Genomic DNA, 15,143 nt, shown 5'->3' with positions numbered 1-15,143 from the left:
CGGTGTTCGTTCTCGGGGCTCACGCTCCCACGATCCTGTCGTCGTCCTCGTGAATCCAGAAGACGACCTTGCGCTGCAGCCAGCGCATGAGCGCGTGCAACGCCATGCCGAAGATCGACAGGATCACGAGGATGGCGAAGACGCCCGCAATATCCATCGTGAATTGCCGCTGCAGGATCATGTAGCCAAGGCCCGCCTGCGCGCCGACGAACTCCCCGACGATGGCGCCGATCACCGACAGGACGACGCCGATATCGAGGCCGGCGAAAATGTAGGGAAGCGCGTGGGGCAGTCGCGCCTTCCAGAAGATCTGGCTGCGCGAGGCGGTGAACGCCGCCATCATCTCAACCTGGTCGGCGGGGGTGACCCGCAAGCCAACCAGCGTATTGGCGATGACCGGGAAGAAACAAATCGTCGCCGCCGTAACGATCTTCGAAGATAGGCCGAACCCGAACCAGATCACGATCAAAGGCGCCAGCGCGACCTTGGGAACCGTCTGGAAAGCGACGACATAGGGATAGATCGTCTGCTCCAGGATTGGAAATCGCCCGATGAGGCATCCAAGCAGAAAGCCGAAACCGCCCCCGAGCGCGAAGCCGCCGATGACTTCGAGGCCCGTCGCCCAGATATGCCGCGTCAACTGGCCAGACGACAGGCTCGCGGCGAGCGACTTCAGCACGGCGCTGGGCGGCGGCAGAACGAGAGACGGCACGTCGAACAAGCGGACGCCGCCTTCCCACAACCCGATAAACAGCACAAAGATGAGGGCGCTCAGCGCCCATTGCCGATGCGCCCAAAGCCATGTGGGATTGCGGGTCGCGGGCAAGGCTTGCGCGATCTCGTTCATGCGTCCAGGCCTCCGTGCGATCCGAAATGGCCGCGCACACGCCTGACATAGTCGCCGAATGGGTCGGAGTTGATCATGTCGAGGCGCCGCGGCCGCGTGAGATCGACTTCGATCACTTCGGCGATACGGCCCGGCCGCGCCGACATCACGATCACCCGATCCGCCAAGAAAATCGCCTCGGGAATCGAATGGGTAACGAGAATGATCGTCTTGCCAGCGTCTTTCCAGATGCGCAGGAGCTCCAGATTCATGTGCTCGCGCGTCATCGCGTCAAGCGCCCCAAATGGCTCGTCGAGCAGCAGAACCGCCGGATCATGGATGAGGGCGCGGATGATGCCGACGCGCTGTTGCATGCCGCCCGACAGTTCCTTTGGATATTTGCGCTCAAACCCCTCGATGCCGACGAGGCGGAACAAATCCGCCGCCCGAGCGCGATGGTTGCGGACGTCCTGCCGTTGAATCTCGATCGGTAAAAGAACGTTTTCCTCGATCGTTCGCCAGGGCAGCAGCACGGGCGATTGGAACACCATGCCGATATCCCGGCTGGGGCCGTCGATCGCCCTGCCCTGCAACCGAACCGATCCGGCCGAACGGCGCAGCGTCCCCGCGATGATTTTGAGCAGCGTGCTCTTGCCGCATCCCGAAGGCCCGACGATCGTCAGAAACTCGCCCTCGCGCACGGTGAAGCTGAGCGGCGCCAGCGCCTCGACGTTGAGCCCCTCGCGCGTGGCGTATGATTTCGTCAATCCGGCGATTTCGATCAACACGGGGGATTCCTCATCGTTCATCCCGCGTGATCAGGGCGCCGGGCAGGATTGGGCCAATTTGGCGATGGCCTCGTGATCAAAATCATTGATCGCCTCGAAGAAATTCGGCGTCGAGATGACGAAAGTCGCCGGCGGCAATGTCGTGGCGATCTGCTTTGTCTGCAGCATGAACTGCTGAACCTTGTCGAAGCCGGCGGGCGTGGTGGCGCCCCAAAGACGGCCGCCGTTCGCAGAGAGGGAGCTCTTCATCGAAGACATCTGCGCAGCGAGGCTATTCATGTCCCAGGCGACGGCCGTCGCGTCGTCGGGAGCGCCGCTCGGTCTCGTGTCGGGAAAATGCGCCCAGTGAATCCGTCGCACGCAGTCGGGAGAATCCATCGCCAGGGCGCTGGCCCTCGCCGCGCCGAGCGCGATCGTCTTGACAAGTTCGGGATCGGAATCGATGCGCGACTGCAGGGTCGCAAGCGAGAAGTCCGGCATGCGGCGCCATTCTTCCGGGTAGAAATAGCGAAGCTTCACCCCCTGGTTCTCAAAGAACGTATTCATCGAGCTCCAGAACATCAGGCCCTGAACGCGGCCGCTCTTCAGCGCCTGAAGCGCCGGGCCGCCGGCGCCGGTCGCGACGATCTGAACGTCGTTTTCCGGATCGAGACCGTTCGCTGTGAGATAGGCGCGCAGAAGCGCCGTGCCCGAACTCGCCAGGCTGAGCACGCCGATAGTCGCGCCCTTGAAGTCGGCGGGCTTCTGGATGGCATTGTCCGCCAGCGTCACCAGCGACCAATCCAGAACCGTGTTTTCCATGATGGCGCGCAGCGGAATGTTATTGGTGACATTCGCCTGGATGATCGTGCTAGCGTTGATTTCTGCGAAATCGAGCGTCCCCGCGACAAGGAGCTGGGTGGCCTGGAGCGATCCGCTGACCGGAATGACGGTGACGTCCAATCCCTGCTGCTTCCACCAGTCGAGCGCGACCGGCATCATGAGCCAGGGGTAGGTCAGGTTGAGCACGGCTGTGCCGACGCCGATGGTCACCTTGCGAGGCGCGGCGGCCAGCGCCTGACTGGCGGCGAGCGCGCCGATCAGACCCACGCGCAAAAAGACCTTCACGAACCGCCCGATCATGCCCTGACTCCTCTAGGGATCGCATCGTAGCCAAGACGATCGATCGAAAAAGATGCAGATTGAGCATGACGGGCGTCGCGAAATTAGTTCATTCGGCGATATCGTCGTTTATGCTGTCGCCGCTTTTTCCTTGAAGCGTCAGCGCCGCCTTCAGCGCCTCGACGAAGACGGCCGCGGCGATCGGCGGATCGCGCCCGGCCCGAACGCAGCAAGCCAGCGCATGAGGAACACGGTAGGAATCGCGCAGCGGGATCGACCGGACATCGCGCCGATTGGGATCCTCGGACAGAAGAAAATGCGTTTGGATGCTGATCGCCATGCCCGAGGCGACGATATCGCGGATCAATTCAAACGAATTGGTCTTCAGAATGGCCCGGTTGTCGATCCCCGCTTTGGCCAACATCTCCCGCAAGATCTGGGTCAGGATCATCGAGTCGTCGGGCATGGCGAGCGGGTAGCCGACGCAATCGGATAGACGCAGCGAATTTTTCTTGGCCAAGGGATGGGATTTCGCCATGAGAACGCACATGCCGAGCGGAAAGGCGACAATGGTGCGAATGCTGCTCCGTGCAGGTATGTTGTAAGCGAGTATGACGTCGGCTTCGTCGCGCTCAATGCGATCAAGAAGCGCCGGCGTATTGTCGACCGTGATCTCGAAGTCGATTTCGGGGTAGGTCTTGTGAAAGTCGGCGAGGAAGTTGGGAAGGAAGTCCCGGCTCAATGAATCATTGATACCGAGCGCCACGACGCCGCGCTTGAGACCCCGCAACGACTCGATCGCCGAGCGCGCCACCTGCAGCTCGTTCATCGATAGCCGAACCCGATGGAGGAGGATCTCGCCAGCCGCGGTGAGCCTCAGTTTGCCGCGTCCCGGGCGCCGATCGAACAGCGGCGCCTTCAGTTCCGCCTCGAGAAGCGTGATCTGCCGATTGAGCGCGGACGCCGCGATATTGATCCGCTCCGCCGCTTGTCGGAACGAGCCTGACTTCGCCACTTCGAAGAAATATCGAAGCGGTTGCGAAACGGAAGTGAACGCCATGGGCTTGCCTGAGAACGTTGCTCCACCCGCGGAGCCGCGCGTTGCCTTGAGATGACTCTTTGACCATACAGGACAACATCGCGGGTGGGGAGTTACCGGCCCGCGCTCGGAGGATCATACGACGCTGGCTTTTGCGCAGCTTCTGGAATGCCGATTGGGGGCGCCGGTCGAGAGACAGGGTTAGAAAACGATTGGCGCCGGCGTTTACGCGCTCACGCGCCTTTCAGCGGAGCCTCGTTAAAAGCGTCTGCGAATTTTCGCATCAGGCGCACCAGCTCTTCGATATCATGCGCGCTCCAGCGCTCGAAAATGGCGCGACCGATCCGGTCGCGCGCGGCGTCGACGAGGTCGGTCATCGCTTTGCCCTTGGACGTGATGAAAGCTTCTCGCATCCGGCGGTCGGCCGGATTGTCGCGGCGCTCGGCGAGGCCGAGGCTTTCGAGTTTTGCGACCTGACGGCTCACCGTCGTATAATCGCGGCCGACGCCGTCGGCGAGCTCGACGATTCCGATCGGCCCGAACCGCTCCACCGAAACCAGCAAAGGAAACAGCGCGCGGTCAAGCGGAATCCCGGCCTCCCTGATCAGCGCCTCGTCGCGCTGCGGCCGGTTCATGAGGGCGACAATATCCAGCAACGCTGCATGAAGCTGCCGGAGCTGCGCGCTGATATGTGTATTTTGCACTTTCTTTCTTGACGGCATCGACGGCTCCCCTTATATGTGCATTATACACATATATTGCAAAGCCGAAAGGAAAACCCACCATGAAAGCCGCAATCGTTCTGGGAGCCGGGCAAACGCCGGTTTATGGGGATTTCAACGAGCCGGTCGCCGCCCCCGGCGAGAGCCGGATCGCCGTGACGGCCTCTGCCATGAGCCCCCTCGCCAAAAGCCGGGCCTCCGGCGCGCATTACAGCGCATCGGGCCAGTTTCCGCTGGTCGCGGGCGTCGACGGCGTCGGGCGGCTCGACGATGGGCGCCGCGTCTATTTTGTCCTGCCCAAAGCGCCCTATGGCGGCATGGCGGAAAAGACCGTCGCGCCTTCGGATCATTGCGTGGCGCTCCCTGACGACATCGACGACGTGACGGCCGCCGCGATCGCCAATCCGGGAATGTCGTCCTGGGCGGCCTATCAGGAGCGCGCTAGGCTCAAGGCTGGAGAGACCGTGCTGGTCAATGGCGCAACCGGCGCGGCGGGCCGTCTGGCTGTCCAGATCGCCAGGCATCTTGGCGCGGCGAAAGTCATCGCGACCGCCCGCAACCGCGAGGCGCTGCAATCGGTCGCCGCGCTCGGAGCCGATGTGACCATCCCGCTGGTCGAGGACGGGACGGCGCTGGAGAACGCCTTCAAGGAACAATTCGCGGCGGGCGTCGATGTCGTGATCGATTACCTCTGGGGCGCCAGCGCCGAACGCCTGCTGATCGCGGCGGCCAAGGCTGGAAAAGAAGGCGCATCGATGCGGTTTGTCCAGGTCGGTTCGGCGAGCGGCGCCAACATTACGCTGCCGAGCGCGGCGCTGCGCGCATCGGCGATCTCACTGATGGGCAGCGGCATCGGCAGCGTCCCCGTTGACCGCCTCCTCAACGCGATCGGCGAATTGTTCAAGGCGGCCGCGCCGGGCGGCTTTAAAGTCGCGACCCAATCCGTTCCCTTGTCAGAGGTCGAACAGGCGTGGACTCACGACGACGGCGCTCGACGCACCGTATTCACCATGAACGTGTAAGCGGTTGATCGCGGCGCTGGCCACCTGCGCGGAAGCGCCGGCGTCGCCGCGCCAGCTCTATCGATGACCTCGCCCTTCTGAGGCCCGGCCAATCCCCAATCGCCGGGCGGCGAGGTCAAAGCTCTCTACCGTCAATCAACAGATCGGAACGTTCGGCTCGAGCCTTCGGAGGGGGGCTTGCATCGGCGCGCGATATTGTTTAATAGAACGATATCGTTTGATTAATGGCCCGACGCATTTGAGTGCGGCGGGCGCCATTGGTCGCGAAGGCCCTCTGCTTTCGCGCGGCGACAAATGGATAGGAGTCGCAAGGCGCCGGTAAGGGCCGCGCGCCGCCGGTTTTTTGCGTCTCCTCAACAACCGCTGCTGAGCGCCTGGTTCTGTCTCGTTAAGGCTTCCCCCCATCTGAAATCGGAGTTTGAAATGTATGCATGCTCGCAAGCGAACCGCCTGGCGGTCGCAGCGCTCTGTGTGGCCTTGGCGGGCTGCGCGAGCGTGACGCCGGTCTCCTATTCGGCGATCGCTTCATCGTCCTATCTCGCGCCCAATCCAACCGACGCGTCTGGACATATTCCCTATCGCTACGCGACAATTGTGGACTGGCGCGCTTATAATAAATTCGTCATCGAACCGGTCGTGATCTATCGGGGTTCGGATCAGCAATTTGGCGATATGTCCGAACAGGACAAGGCGTCGCTCGCCGCTTACATGCAGGCGCAGTTCGCAAACAAGCTCAGCGGCCGCCTCACGCTCGTCAATCAGCGGGCGCCCAACACCTTGCGCGTGAGGCTGACGCTGACGGGCGCGACAACCAGCACGCCTGTCATCGGCACTTTGTCGCGGTTCGACATGGCCGGCGCCGTCTATAATGGGGTTCAGACCGTTAGGGATGGCGAGGGCGCAATGACGGGGTCGGTCGTCTACGCCGTTGAGATCTTCGATGCGACGACCTCCCGCCTGCTCAGCGCCTTCGTCTCCAAGCAATATCCGAGCCCGTACGACATTGGGGCGACCGTCGGATCGTTGACCGCGGCGGAGGCCGGGATCGACAAGGGCGCGGACGCGCTCGTCGCGCAATTGAGATAACGCCGATCCGCCCCCGCGCGCTAGCTGGATCGCCGCGACAATAGTCCGCGGCGGTCTGGACGGATCTAGGCGCCCCGCGCGGGGCGGTCGCGGCACCCGTCCAGAAACAATCGGACCGCCGCGGTGACCTGCGCGCGCAAATCCTTCTCGGATCTGGCGATCTTGCCATCGAGAGCCAGGGCGCGGGCCGGCCCTTCGATCGCCGCGTAAAGGAACTGCTCGGCCAGGTACCCGGCGTCCGCCGACCGTATCTGGCCATCGCGCATGGCGTTGGCGAACATCTCGGCGATCATCTCCCGCGAGCGGACGCCGCCTTCGCGGTACGCGAGGGCGAGTTGCGGGAATTGGTGCGCTTCGGACGCGACGAGCCGGTAAAGCGCGAGCGCCGCCGGCCCGAACGCACGCTCGGCAAGCGCGACTCCGATCTGGATCAGGGCCGTATCGATCGGGCCAGCGCGATCCGATTCGCCGGCGGCTGGATCAAGAAGGTCATCCATTCCCTTGCGAATGACGGCGGCGAACACCGCTTCCTTGGAGACGAAGCGGGCATAGAAGGTTTGTTTCGATATGCGGGCCTTCGCCGCGATCAGATCGACGCTCGTCGCCTCAAAACTGGTCTCCAGGAACAGCCGCGTCGCCACGCCGACGATGTGCTCAGTGATGTGGCCGGCTTGGTCCTTCGTCGGCCGCCCAACGCCTCGTCGCGTATTTTTGTTCGGCTTGGGCTTGGCGACATTCATCTTAATTTTCTCTCCGAGCGATTCCCTGCGCGCCCGCGGGGATGATTGGCCGGCTGCCGGGGTCGCAGCTTCAATCGTCCGATTCTCCAAATATAGACTTGCAGCCGCGCACGATAGGATATAAATAGTACGGTATCGTTTGATTAGTGGCCTAAGGCCTCGGATACGTCGGTCGTTCGCGCATTGCTGTTCGTCCGCCTTCGCGCCGAGAGAACTCAATCAACAGCCGCGGATCTGGGCGCCGCCGCAGTCCCAGCAACCCCACAAATCGGAGCTTCCCATGGTGAGAAACGTCATTCCAATGGCGCTCGTCCTCGGCATTCTCGCCGTGACGATCTGGATGAACTTCCGGCGCCCGTAGATGGGCGGCCTCATCCGACGCGCATAGACCATCGCGCTCGCAGTGAAAGACGCTTACGAACGGGCCAAAGCGAGCACGGCGGCCTTGATCGCGCTTGCGATCGTCGCGCCAACTTTCTGATCATGGCCCGAACGCGCTAAAGTGACGCCGCCGGACAGAATCGACAAAATGGCCCAGGCCGTTTTTCGTCTCGCGAACCGCGTCCCGTGCGGCAGGCCATCGGCGACGGCGTCGACCACCTTCAGCAATTCCGCTTCGTAAGCGGTTCTTGTTTCGGCATCGGCGCGCGCGACATCCGGCGACAGGCTCTGCAGCGCGCAGCTTTCGCTGAGGTCGCAGGTGCGCCTGACGCTCATGTAAAAATCTGCGAACTCTTCCAGCCAGGCGTCGCCGGCCTTGGCGCGCAAATCTTCGATCCCGCCGCGCAATTCGACGAGGCCGGCCAGCGCCGCCGCCTTGAACGCTTCGGCCTTCGAGGGAAAATGGCCGTAGAACGCGCCCGAGGTGACGCCGGCCTCTTTGGCGAGGCCATCGACGCCGATGCCGCCATAGCCGAGCCGCCGAAAGCCCCGCCCGGCCGCGCCGAGAATCCTGATTTGCGCATCTTCCTTGTGGCCCGGCCCGTATCGCATGGCGGATCCCTTCATGTAACGATCGTGCTTTAACGCTTGACTCCATAACGATCGTTATTTTATGGATGAATAACGGTCGTTATATCACGGCCCCGCTCCGCCGCCAATGGCGAGCGCCCCCGAACGATGATTGGACACATCCATGCCGCTCACTCTCACCCTCACCGAAGGCGTGTTGCCCAAGGGCCAGGAGAAAATAGCCTTCGCGCGTCTCTCCGACGCGATGCTGAAATGGCACGGCCTGACCGGCAACACAGTGATGACGCCCAACGTCATCGGCTCGATCCACGTTCTGGCCAAGGACCAGACGTTCGCCGGAATGCGCGAGACGCCGGTTGCGTTCGTCGAATGGAAAGTGCCGTCCTTCGCCTTCGCCAGCCGCGACATCCAACTGGGCTATTTCGAGGAGGCCACAAATATCATTCACGAAATGTCCGGCGGCGCGCAGCCCAGGGACAACATCTACATCAATGTCGTTCATGCCGTGGATGGGGCGTGGAACCTCGACGGCAAGGCGCGGACCAACGCCGAATTGGGCGCACTCGTCGCCAAAGGCTGATCCCGGCGGCGACGCACGCTCAAGCCTGTTGCGATTCGATCGAATCGCAACAGGCTCCAGTTTCCCTGAAAACGCGCGCGGTTTGCGAAAAGCCGGCGTCCCCTTTTTTCGCCGCGCGCTCCAGCAGATGAATCGCTGGCGGTCTTGTTGGTCGGGCAAGAACGCGACCATAAGTTTTTAGCCTAACCGCACCCAATCTATGGCTTCGAGCACATAGGGGGCGAACAAGAAATCTCGGACCGCGACGATCCGGTTTTCCGACCAGTCGATCAGGACAAAATGCGCCGGTCTTTCCATCGGGCCGGTGCTGTCGAAAACCAACATGGCCGGCTGTCCTTCCACCGCGCCGAAGGCGAACCGCCATTTCGTCGCTTCCGCATAGCCCGTGAAATAGCGGCCAATCTTGTCGCGCCCTTGCCATTGCAACCGGTTCACCAGATCGAGCTTCACGTCATCGGCGAGCATGGCGCGGATGGCGTCGAAATCGCCGTTCCGAAACAGATCGACATAGGCGGCGATCTTCCGCCGGTCTGAATCCGACATCAGCGGCAGCCTGATGTCTTCGGGCGCCTGCGCGAGCAGCCGCAGCGCAACGCGCCCGCGCTGAAGCGCCGATTTGGCTGATGCCGGAGTGCAGGCGGCGATGCTGGCGATCTCGTCAACCGAATGACCCAAAACATCCCTCAGGATCACCGCGCAGCGTTGAAGTTCAGGCAGCCGCAGAAACGTCTGAAAGCTGATCGCGATAATGTCCGCCTCGGGCATGGGCGCCGCCTCCATGTCTTCGGTGAGCGGAACGACATTGTTGCGGGACCTGTCGCGCAGGAAATCAAGGCTCGCATTGTGGGCGATGCGAAACAGCCAGCCCTCGAGATTATCCACTTCGGCGCCCTCGGCTCGTGCGTGAAGAGCTTTGACGAGCGCATCCTGCAAGACATCCTCGCCATGGACCGCCGATCCCGTCATGCGCGCGCAATAGCGATGCAGGCGCGGCCGCAGCGCCTTCAGGCGATCCTCGAATTCGTCCGTGTTCATGGTTCGAGACCTATTGCGCTTCCGCGCTTTGTTCGGCCAAGGATTGCACGCCAATGTCGATGAGAATCTTCGACAGGGCGGCCGGTTGCGACAGGAATGGCGAGTGGCTGCTTTCCAGCGTGTGGGTCATTGTCTTGCCGCCGATGGCGGCGTCAACCGTCGTAATCATGTGATCCTGACCGGTCAACGGAATCGCGCGATCCTGTGTGGTGCGGATATAATGGCGCGGCACGGCGCCAAATCGTCCAGGCGTGATTTCCGATGGGGCTAAGGCGCCGGCGTTCGGCTCGTCGCAATGAAGTTGCGACGCCGCGGCCACGAATTCGGCGTCCGACGCGTCGGCATAAAACGAAGCCTTGAGCAGCGATCTGTGGGCTTCGTCGGTTGATCCCGCATGGATCCTTGTCGCGCCGATGGCGGCGGGGTCGCCCACGAACAGCCCCGGCGATAAAGCGGAAGAGAAGGTTTCATGCTGGAGCATCGCGAGCAACGTCGTGCCGTTCGGAACCATGAATCCGGCGAGATAGACGATTGCGCGAAGCAGGTTCGGAACCTGCTCGGCGACCGCCGAAATCGTCATCCCGCCGGCCGAGTGCCCGACCAGGATGACCTTGCCGTTGCTGAGCGACGCCGCTTCCTTCACCAAGGCGACGACGGCTTGCGTCCGCTCCTCCTGCGTCAGGCCGGCGATCGGCGACCGCTCGGCGGCGAAGGCAGCGGGGTCGAACGGGCGACGATCGAGCGACGACGGCGCTATCGCATGGACCCCCGCGCCGGGAAGGTCGAGCGTCAAAGCCGCAAAGCCATTGGCTTCAAGGATGGGCGTCACTTTGTCCCACGCCGAACGGTTGTGCCAACCGCCGTGGACCAGGACAAAAACTGCTTTGGGTGCTGACATCGCTGAGCCTCTTGCTCTCAATTGATGATCTTTAAGACCGGTATGAGCGGCCGTCCGCCATTTCGCCCCCTCGCCCGTCGCGACAAACAAAGGGGGATGGGCTCAAACTTCCTTGTTGTCGAAAAGGAACATTTGAACGCCCGAGTCGTCAGGCGCAAACAGTCGGCGATCCGCTCCAGCCGCTTGCCCCTCCGGGCTGGCGAACGCGGTTTTGATCGCCTGGAGGTCGTCGAAATGCAGCGTTCCGATCCGATGAACATCGGAGGCTCCTGCCGGCGTTGCGATGGGGCCGTCGCTGACCTCGTATTTCCTCAGACCGGGAATTTTCTTGGCGAGAGGCACGTGGATTTCGAAATAATGCCGGTCAAACGCCTCGACGTCCCTAGGCGTCCGGTAAATCACAACCATCCGAGCCATTGTTGTTCTCCTTTGTTGCTTGTGTTGCTTGCGTGACGCCAGCTCACTTGCGCCCTCGCCCTCACCGGACTTCGTTGAACACCGCCGCGCCCACGATCGAGTCCAGGCTCGCCAATTCCATGACCTTGGGGAAATAGGCTTTCATGCGCGGATCGTCGCGCATCGCCTCGACGGCCGCGGGGGTCTCCCATTCGGAATAGATGACGACGCCGGCGCCGTCCTTCGCCGCGATCAGCCGGGTCGTCTTCCAGCCGGGAAGCGTGCGGACGATCGCCTCGGTGCTCTGCTTCAGGAGTGCGATCAGCGCGTCCTGCTTCCCGGGCTTGACCTTGAACAGATTGATCAAAATAACGGATTCGTCGGACATGGCGCATCTCCTTCTGTTTCGGACACGCCAAGGACGATCCGAAAGGTGGAAACGGATCGCGACGGTGAAATTTTTTTAGCAAATCATCTCGAAGTCGGCGCCGGCGGCTCAGCGGCGCTTTTTTGGCGAACCATAATGGTCCCAGACCATTTCGTGGCCGAGATAGACAAAGGGGCCGACCACGAAGCCGAAAGCTGACAGACCCGCCGCCGTGGCGAGGTCGCCGACCACCACGTAAAGCGTGGTGAAGTCCATCGCCGTGGCGAGGGTGCGGAAGGTGATGGTTTTGGCCAGGGCCCGGTTGATCGTGAGCCCGCGCCGGCCGGGCAAGAGAAACGAGACATCGACGGCGGAGTCGGAAGGGCCGAAATAATTCCAGGCCGTTTCGTGGACAAGATAGAATACGGGGCCGACCACCAAAGCGAAGGCTGACAGGCCCGCCGCCGTGGCGATCTCGCCGAGCACCACATAGTTTGAAGTAAAGTCCAACGCCGTGACGATGATGCGAAAGGTGATGGTCTTGGCGACCGCCTGTCTGATCGCAAGCTTGGCCGGGAGGACGGCCAGCGGCGCCTTGAGGCCCGGGCGGTCCAGCGGGAGAATCTCGGGCTCGGCCGGCCGCCGGACGGTGGAGTTGAACAAAGGCTGCAGACGCCGGCCCAGCCCGGGCAGCAATCTGGGCGCCAGCACGGCGGCGCCGCCCAGCACCATGCCCGGGATCAGCGCCACTTCGAATAGAGCGACGCCCGCGGCGATGACCCCGATGGTCGCCGCCGTGGAGACCCAATCCTGCGCGGGCTTCGCCGCGGCGCCGGCGCGGGCCGCCGCCGGATCGGCTCGTTTGGATTGGTTACGGCCATCGACGTTGGAATTCGACACGGCGCTATCCCGTTTCTAAGACCTGTTTGAGCGCAAACGGATGAACCTCAGATGACGCTGGGGTCGGCGATCAGGTTTGCGGTAGGCGCAACCGCGGCGTGCATTTCGATGCCGTTCAAAGAAAGCGTAGTTTTGCGGCTTCGGGCCGGCGAGCGGCTTACGCCTGTGCCGCGAGAACATTCCCACCACTGTGCCGTCCAGTCCAAGTTCCCTGCCGTCCTGTCCAAGACAGGCTATCGCCGGCTTGGTAGGTCATGGTCGGCTGCGCTCTGTCGCAAGGCCGGTCGAAAGCCTCTGGGGGAATGATGAAAAAACTGCTGGTTTGCGTCGTCGCGCTTGGCGCCCTTTCCGCGACGTTCGCCGCGGCCTCGGACCTGCCGACCAGAAAGCCGGCGCCGGTGTTCGTTGCGCCGGCGACCAATTGGGGCGGGTTCTATATCGGCGGCAATGTCGGCTACGGATGGGACCCCGCCAGCGCTGCATTCGATCCGGCGAGTTTGGCGAAGACGGTGCTCACCGGCCCCCTTGGCCCCTATACGATATCGGGCAGCAGCGGGCCGCAAAGCCTGTCGGTGCATCCGCAAGGCTGGCTCGGCGGCGCCCAGGTCGGCTATAATTGGCAGCAGAACGCCCTGGTGTTCGGCCTGGAGGCGGACATCGACTGGAGCGGGATGAAAGGCGCGACGTCGGCGCCGTTCTTTGTCAACGGGGTCACGGCGCCGACGCTGAGAGGCGACCTGGCCGATTTCACCGGCAATGTCGGCCTGCAACAGAAGGTCGATTATTTCGGCACTTTCCGCGGCCGGCTTGGCTGGGCCAATGATGCGCTGCTGCTTTACGGCACCGGCGGCTTCGCCTGGGGCCATGTCAATACGTCATTCAATACATTCAACATCGCCAATGCTCCAGCGACTCCCGGGGGCTTGAGCGCCGCGCAACTCGCAGGTTTGCAGGTGGGCGCTTCCTCCAGCAGCATTCGGCCTGGATTTGCCGTCGGCGCGGGGCTTGAATGGAAGGTCGCGCAAAATTGGAGCGTGAAAGCCGAATATTTGTATATCGACCTTCTGGGAGGCGACACGCTCACCATCCCGGGCGGCACGGCGAAAGCGGGCAACACGTCCGTGCAGGTCGCACGCGTCGGCCTGAACTATTTCTTCGGCGGGCCGTAACGGCCGCCGAAGAGGTCCTCGGATATCACACGCTGATCACGCCACGGCCGCCGCCGGCCGGGAGCCCACGCCGGCCAGGATGATCAACGTCGCCGCGAGCAGGACGACGCCAGCCGCGCCGAAGACGCCTCTGGCGCCGCTCGCGTCGAACAACAAGCCGCCCGCCGCCGCGCCTATCGCGATCGCAAACTGAATCGCGGCGACAAAGAGGCCGCCCGCGCTTTCGGCTTCATCGGGAACCGTGCGGGTGATCCAAGTGGACCATGCCACCGGCACAGCGCCAAAGGCCACGCCCCAGAGCGCGATCAGGATCGCATCCGCCAGCGGCGCGCTTCCAAGACCCGCCAGCACCAGTCCGAGCACGCCCATTGCGAGCGGCATCGCCATCAGCGTCAGGCGCATGTCCCGCTCCAGCATGAAGCCGCCGAGCAAGGTGCCAAGGAAATTGGCGACGCCGAAACCGAGCAGGATGGCCGACATGCCGCCAACGCCGACGCCGGCCACCGTCTCAAGGAAAGGACGGATATAGGTGAACAGCGCGAAATGGCCGGTGAACACCAGGGTTATGGCGATCATGCCGAGCCCGATGTGGGGCCGCGTCAGGACGTCGACCAGGGTCCGCAAGCTCGTGTGGCGGTGAGACGCCATGCTCGGGAGCGTCGCAAATTGCACGGCGAGGGCGAGGGCGCCCAATCCCGCGGCCATCAGGAAGACGGCGCGCCACCCTGCGACATCGCCGACATAGCTGCCGAACGGCGCCGCAAAGATCGTCGCAGCCGAGACGCCGCTGAAGATGATCGACAAAGCGCGCGGCACCTGCGCCGCAGGCACAAGCCGCATCGTCGTGGCGGCCGACATCGTCCAGAAACCGCCGAGGCCAACGCCAAGCAGCACGCGGCCGAGCACCAGCAGGGGCAGGCTCGGCGCGATGGCGACGAGCAGGTTCGAGGCGATCAACAAGGCGGAGAAAGCCAACAGCAGGCGCCGGCGGTCGACGCCGCGCGTGACTGTGGCGACCAGCAGGCTGGTCACCAGGGCCACCCCCGCCGTCGCCGTGACGGCCTGCCCCGCCAGGCCCTCGCTCACGCCGAGGTCGCGGGCGATCGGCGTCAACAGACTCGCCGGCAGGAATTCCGCCGTCACCAGCCCGAAGACGCCCAACATCATCGACACGACCGCCCCCCAGGCGGGCGTCTCGCGCGCCGACATGGCCGTCGCGCCGCGCAGGTCTTCGTTCATCCATCGCTCCTATCACATGCGTTATGTTGCGTTGCAGCACGATAGGATGGACAAAGCGGACGGTCTATGCCATAAAATCCGGAATGATTGATCATTCGTCCAGGATCCACACTATGCAGCGCCACAGTCCGCCTCCGACCGATCTGGTGAGCGAGTTGCTGCTGGGCATGCGGCTCAATGGCCTCCAGTATCGCCGCATGGAGCTGGCGCCGCCCTTCGGCGTCCGTTTCGGCGCCATGGCCGGGCGGGCGCAGTTCCATTTC

At 63.0% G+C, this 15,143-nt stretch carries 17 protein-coding genes; 4 read left to right on the top strand and 13 right to left on the bottom strand.

Translation table 11 applies throughout. From position 1 onward, the window contains the following. Positions 1-19 precede the first annotated feature (19 nt). The 5 genes from GSQ90_RS07590 to GSQ90_RS07570 all read right to left on the bottom strand — a co-directional run bounded on the left by GSQ90_RS07590 (position 20) and on the right by GSQ90_RS07570 (position 4,476). Positions 20-847 carry an ABC transporter permease gene (locus tag GSQ90_RS07590; protein ID WP_158814144.1) on the bottom strand — a complete coding sequence of 276 codons (828 nt, stop codon included), beginning with the start codon at positions 845-847 and terminating at the stop codon, positions 20-22. Further along, positions 844-1,614 (bottom strand): ABC transporter ATP-binding protein, encoded by a 771-nt coding sequence (locus tag GSQ90_RS07585; protein WP_246731446.1) that lies wholly within the window; start codon positions 1,612-1,614, stop codon positions 844-846. Before GSQ90_RS07585 ends, GSQ90_RS07590 begins: the two co-directional genes overlap by 4 nt. Before the next feature lie 30 nt (positions 1,615-1,644). Then, a complete protein-coding gene (locus GSQ90_RS07580; protein WP_158814142.1) occupies positions 1,645-2,736 on the bottom strand; it encodes an ABC transporter substrate-binding protein in 1,092 nt (363 codons plus the stop codon). An 88-nt stretch (positions 2,737-2,824) separates the two neighbouring features. After that, positions 2,825-3,775 carry a LysR family transcriptional regulator gene (locus GSQ90_RS07575; protein WP_158814141.1) on the bottom strand — a complete coding sequence of 317 codons (951 nt, stop codon included), beginning with the start codon at positions 3,773-3,775 and terminating at the stop codon, positions 2,825-2,827. 212 nt (positions 3,776-3,987) lie between these two features. Further along, on the bottom strand, positions 3,988-4,476 hold the full coding sequence (locus tag GSQ90_RS07570; protein ID WP_158814140.1) for a MarR family winged helix-turn-helix transcriptional regulator: 489 nt from the start codon (positions 4,474-4,476) through the stop codon (positions 3,988-3,990). A 62-nt stretch (positions 4,477-4,538) separates the two neighbouring features. Here GSQ90_RS07570 and GSQ90_RS07565 point away from each other — a divergent pair, with 62 nt between their 5' ends. Next, on the top strand, positions 4,539-5,498 hold the full coding sequence (locus GSQ90_RS07565; protein ID WP_158814139.1) for a zinc-binding alcohol dehydrogenase family protein: 960 nt from the start codon (positions 4,539-4,541) through the stop codon (positions 5,496-5,498). A gap of 423 nt (positions 5,499-5,921) precedes the next feature. Then, positions 5,922-6,584, top strand: a complete 663-nt coding sequence (locus GSQ90_RS07560) for a DUF3313 domain-containing protein (RefSeq protein WP_158814138.1) — start codon at positions 5,922-5,924, stop codon at positions 6,582-6,584. A gap of 65 nt (positions 6,585-6,649) precedes the next feature. On the opposite strand, the gene GSQ90_RS07555 is transcribed toward GSQ90_RS07560, so the two are convergent. Then, the gene (locus tag GSQ90_RS07555; RefSeq protein WP_158814137.1) at positions 6,650-7,324 is read right to left on the bottom strand and encodes a TetR/AcrR family transcriptional regulator; all 675 of its coding nucleotides are present in this window, start codon (positions 7,322-7,324) and stop codon (positions 6,650-6,652) included. A 414-nt stretch (positions 7,325-7,738) separates the two neighbouring features. Next, on the bottom strand, positions 7,739-8,317 hold the full coding sequence (locus tag GSQ90_RS07550) for a TetR/AcrR family transcriptional regulator (RefSeq protein WP_158814280.1): 579 nt from the start codon (positions 8,315-8,317) through the stop codon (positions 7,739-7,741). Positions 8,318-8,459: 142 nt separating this feature from the next. Here GSQ90_RS07550 and GSQ90_RS07545 point away from each other — a divergent pair, with 142 nt between their 5' ends. Then, the gene (locus GSQ90_RS07545; protein WP_158814136.1) at positions 8,460-8,876 is read left to right on the top strand and encodes a 4-oxalocrotonate tautomerase; all 417 of its coding nucleotides are present in this window, start codon (positions 8,460-8,462) and stop codon (positions 8,874-8,876) included. Between the two features lie 177 nt (positions 8,877-9,053). On the opposite strand, the gene GSQ90_RS07540 is transcribed toward GSQ90_RS07545, so the two are convergent. The 5 genes from GSQ90_RS07540 to GSQ90_RS07520 all read right to left on the bottom strand — a co-directional run bounded on the left by GSQ90_RS07540 (position 9,054) and on the right by GSQ90_RS07520 (position 12,472). Then, the gene (locus GSQ90_RS07540) at positions 9,054-9,911 is read right to left on the bottom strand and encodes a sigma-70 family RNA polymerase sigma factor (RefSeq protein WP_158814135.1); all 858 of its coding nucleotides are present in this window, start codon (positions 9,909-9,911) and stop codon (positions 9,054-9,056) included. Between the two features lie 10 nt (positions 9,912-9,921). Then, positions 9,922-10,809 (bottom strand): alpha/beta fold hydrolase, encoded by an 888-nt coding sequence (locus GSQ90_RS07535; protein ID WP_158814134.1) that lies wholly within the window; start codon positions 10,807-10,809, stop codon positions 9,922-9,924. A 102-nt stretch (positions 10,810-10,911) separates the two neighbouring features. Next, positions 10,912-11,226: an EthD family reductase gene (locus GSQ90_RS07530; RefSeq protein ID WP_158814133.1), complete on the bottom strand. Its 315-nt coding sequence runs from the start codon at positions 11,224-11,226 to the stop codon at positions 10,912-10,914. Positions 11,227-11,287: 61 nt separating this feature from the next. Continuing rightward, the gene (locus GSQ90_RS07525; RefSeq protein ID WP_158814132.1) at positions 11,288-11,593 is read right to left on the bottom strand and encodes a putative quinol monooxygenase; all 306 of its coding nucleotides are present in this window, start codon (positions 11,591-11,593) and stop codon (positions 11,288-11,290) included. Positions 11,594-11,701: 108 nt separating this feature from the next. After that, positions 11,702-12,472, bottom strand: a complete 771-nt coding sequence (locus GSQ90_RS07520; protein WP_158814131.1) for a DUF2061 domain-containing protein — start codon at positions 12,470-12,472, stop codon at positions 11,702-11,704. A gap of 305 nt (positions 12,473-12,777) precedes the next feature. Between GSQ90_RS07520 and GSQ90_RS07515 the strand changes: the two genes are divergently transcribed. Next, positions 12,778-13,641: an outer membrane protein gene (locus GSQ90_RS07515; protein WP_158814130.1), complete on the top strand. Its 864-nt coding sequence runs from the start codon at positions 12,778-12,780 to the stop codon at positions 13,639-13,641. Between the two features lie 36 nt (positions 13,642-13,677). On the opposite strand, the gene GSQ90_RS07510 is transcribed toward GSQ90_RS07515, so the two are convergent. Beyond that, complete coding sequence (locus GSQ90_RS07510) at positions 13,678-14,880, bottom strand: MFS transporter (protein WP_158814129.1); 1,203 nt, start codon at positions 14,878-14,880, stop codon at positions 13,678-13,680. Between the last annotated feature and the right edge of the window lie 263 nt (positions 14,881-15,143).

Origin of the sequence: Methylocapsa sp. S129, from assembly GCF_009765995.1 — a bacterium.
Classification (GTDB): domain Bacteria; phylum Pseudomonadota; class Alphaproteobacteria; order Rhizobiales; family Beijerinckiaceae; genus Roseiarcus.
This window is presented reverse-complemented; position numbering and strand designations above follow the sequence as displayed.

Bases quoted from the DNA above. Each gene is read 5' to 3' on its own strand.
- GSQ90_RS07590 (WP_158814144.1), bottom strand. From the start codon at position 847: ATGAACGAGATCGCGCAAGCCTTGCCCGCGACCCGCAATCCCACATGG.
- GSQ90_RS07580 (WP_158814142.1), bottom strand. From the start codon at position 2,736: ATGATCGGGCGGTTCGTGAAGGTCTTTTTGCGCGTGGGTCTGATCGGC.
- GSQ90_RS07575 (WP_158814141.1), bottom strand. From the start codon at position 3,775: ATGGCGTTCACTTCCGTTTCGCAACCGCTTCGATATTTCTTCGAAGTG.
- GSQ90_RS07570 (WP_158814140.1), bottom strand. From the start codon at position 4,476: ATGCCGTCAAGAAAGAAAGTGCAAAATACACATATCAGCGCGCAGCTC.
- GSQ90_RS07565 (WP_158814139.1), top strand. From the start codon at position 4,539: ATGAAAGCCGCAATCGTTCTGGGAGCCGGGCAAACGCCGGTTTATGGG.
- GSQ90_RS07560 (WP_158814138.1), top strand. From the start codon at position 5,922: ATGTATGCATGCTCGCAAGCGAACCGCCTGGCGGTCGCAGCGCTCTGT.
- GSQ90_RS07555 (WP_158814137.1), bottom strand. From the start codon at position 7,324: ATGAATGTCGCCAAGCCCAAGCCGAACAAAAATACGCGACGAGGCGTT.
- GSQ90_RS07550 (WP_158814280.1), bottom strand. From the start codon at position 8,317: ATGCGATACGGGCCGGGCCACAAGGAAGATGCGCAAATCAGGATTCTC.
- GSQ90_RS07545 (WP_158814136.1), top strand. From the start codon at position 8,460: ATGCCGCTCACTCTCACCCTCACCGAAGGCGTGTTGCCCAAGGGCCAG.
- GSQ90_RS07540 (WP_158814135.1), bottom strand. From the start codon at position 9,911: ATGAACACGGACGAATTCGAGGATCGCCTGAAGGCGCTGCGGCCGCGC.
- GSQ90_RS07535 (WP_158814134.1), bottom strand. From the start codon at position 10,809: ATGTCAGCACCCAAAGCAGTTTTTGTCCTGGTCCACGGCGGTTGGCAC.
- GSQ90_RS07530 (WP_158814133.1), bottom strand. From the start codon at position 11,226: ATGGCTCGGATGGTTGTGATTTACCGGACGCCTAGGGACGTCGAGGCG.
- GSQ90_RS07525 (WP_158814132.1), bottom strand. From the start codon at position 11,593: ATGTCCGACGAATCCGTTATTTTGATCAATCTGTTCAAGGTCAAGCCC.
- GSQ90_RS07515 (WP_158814130.1), top strand. From the start codon at position 12,778: ATGAAAAAACTGCTGGTTTGCGTCGTCGCGCTTGGCGCCCTTTCCGCG.
- GSQ90_RS07510 (WP_158814129.1), bottom strand. From the start codon at position 14,880: ATGAACGAAGACCTGCGCGGCGCGACGGCCATGTCGGCGCGCGAGACG.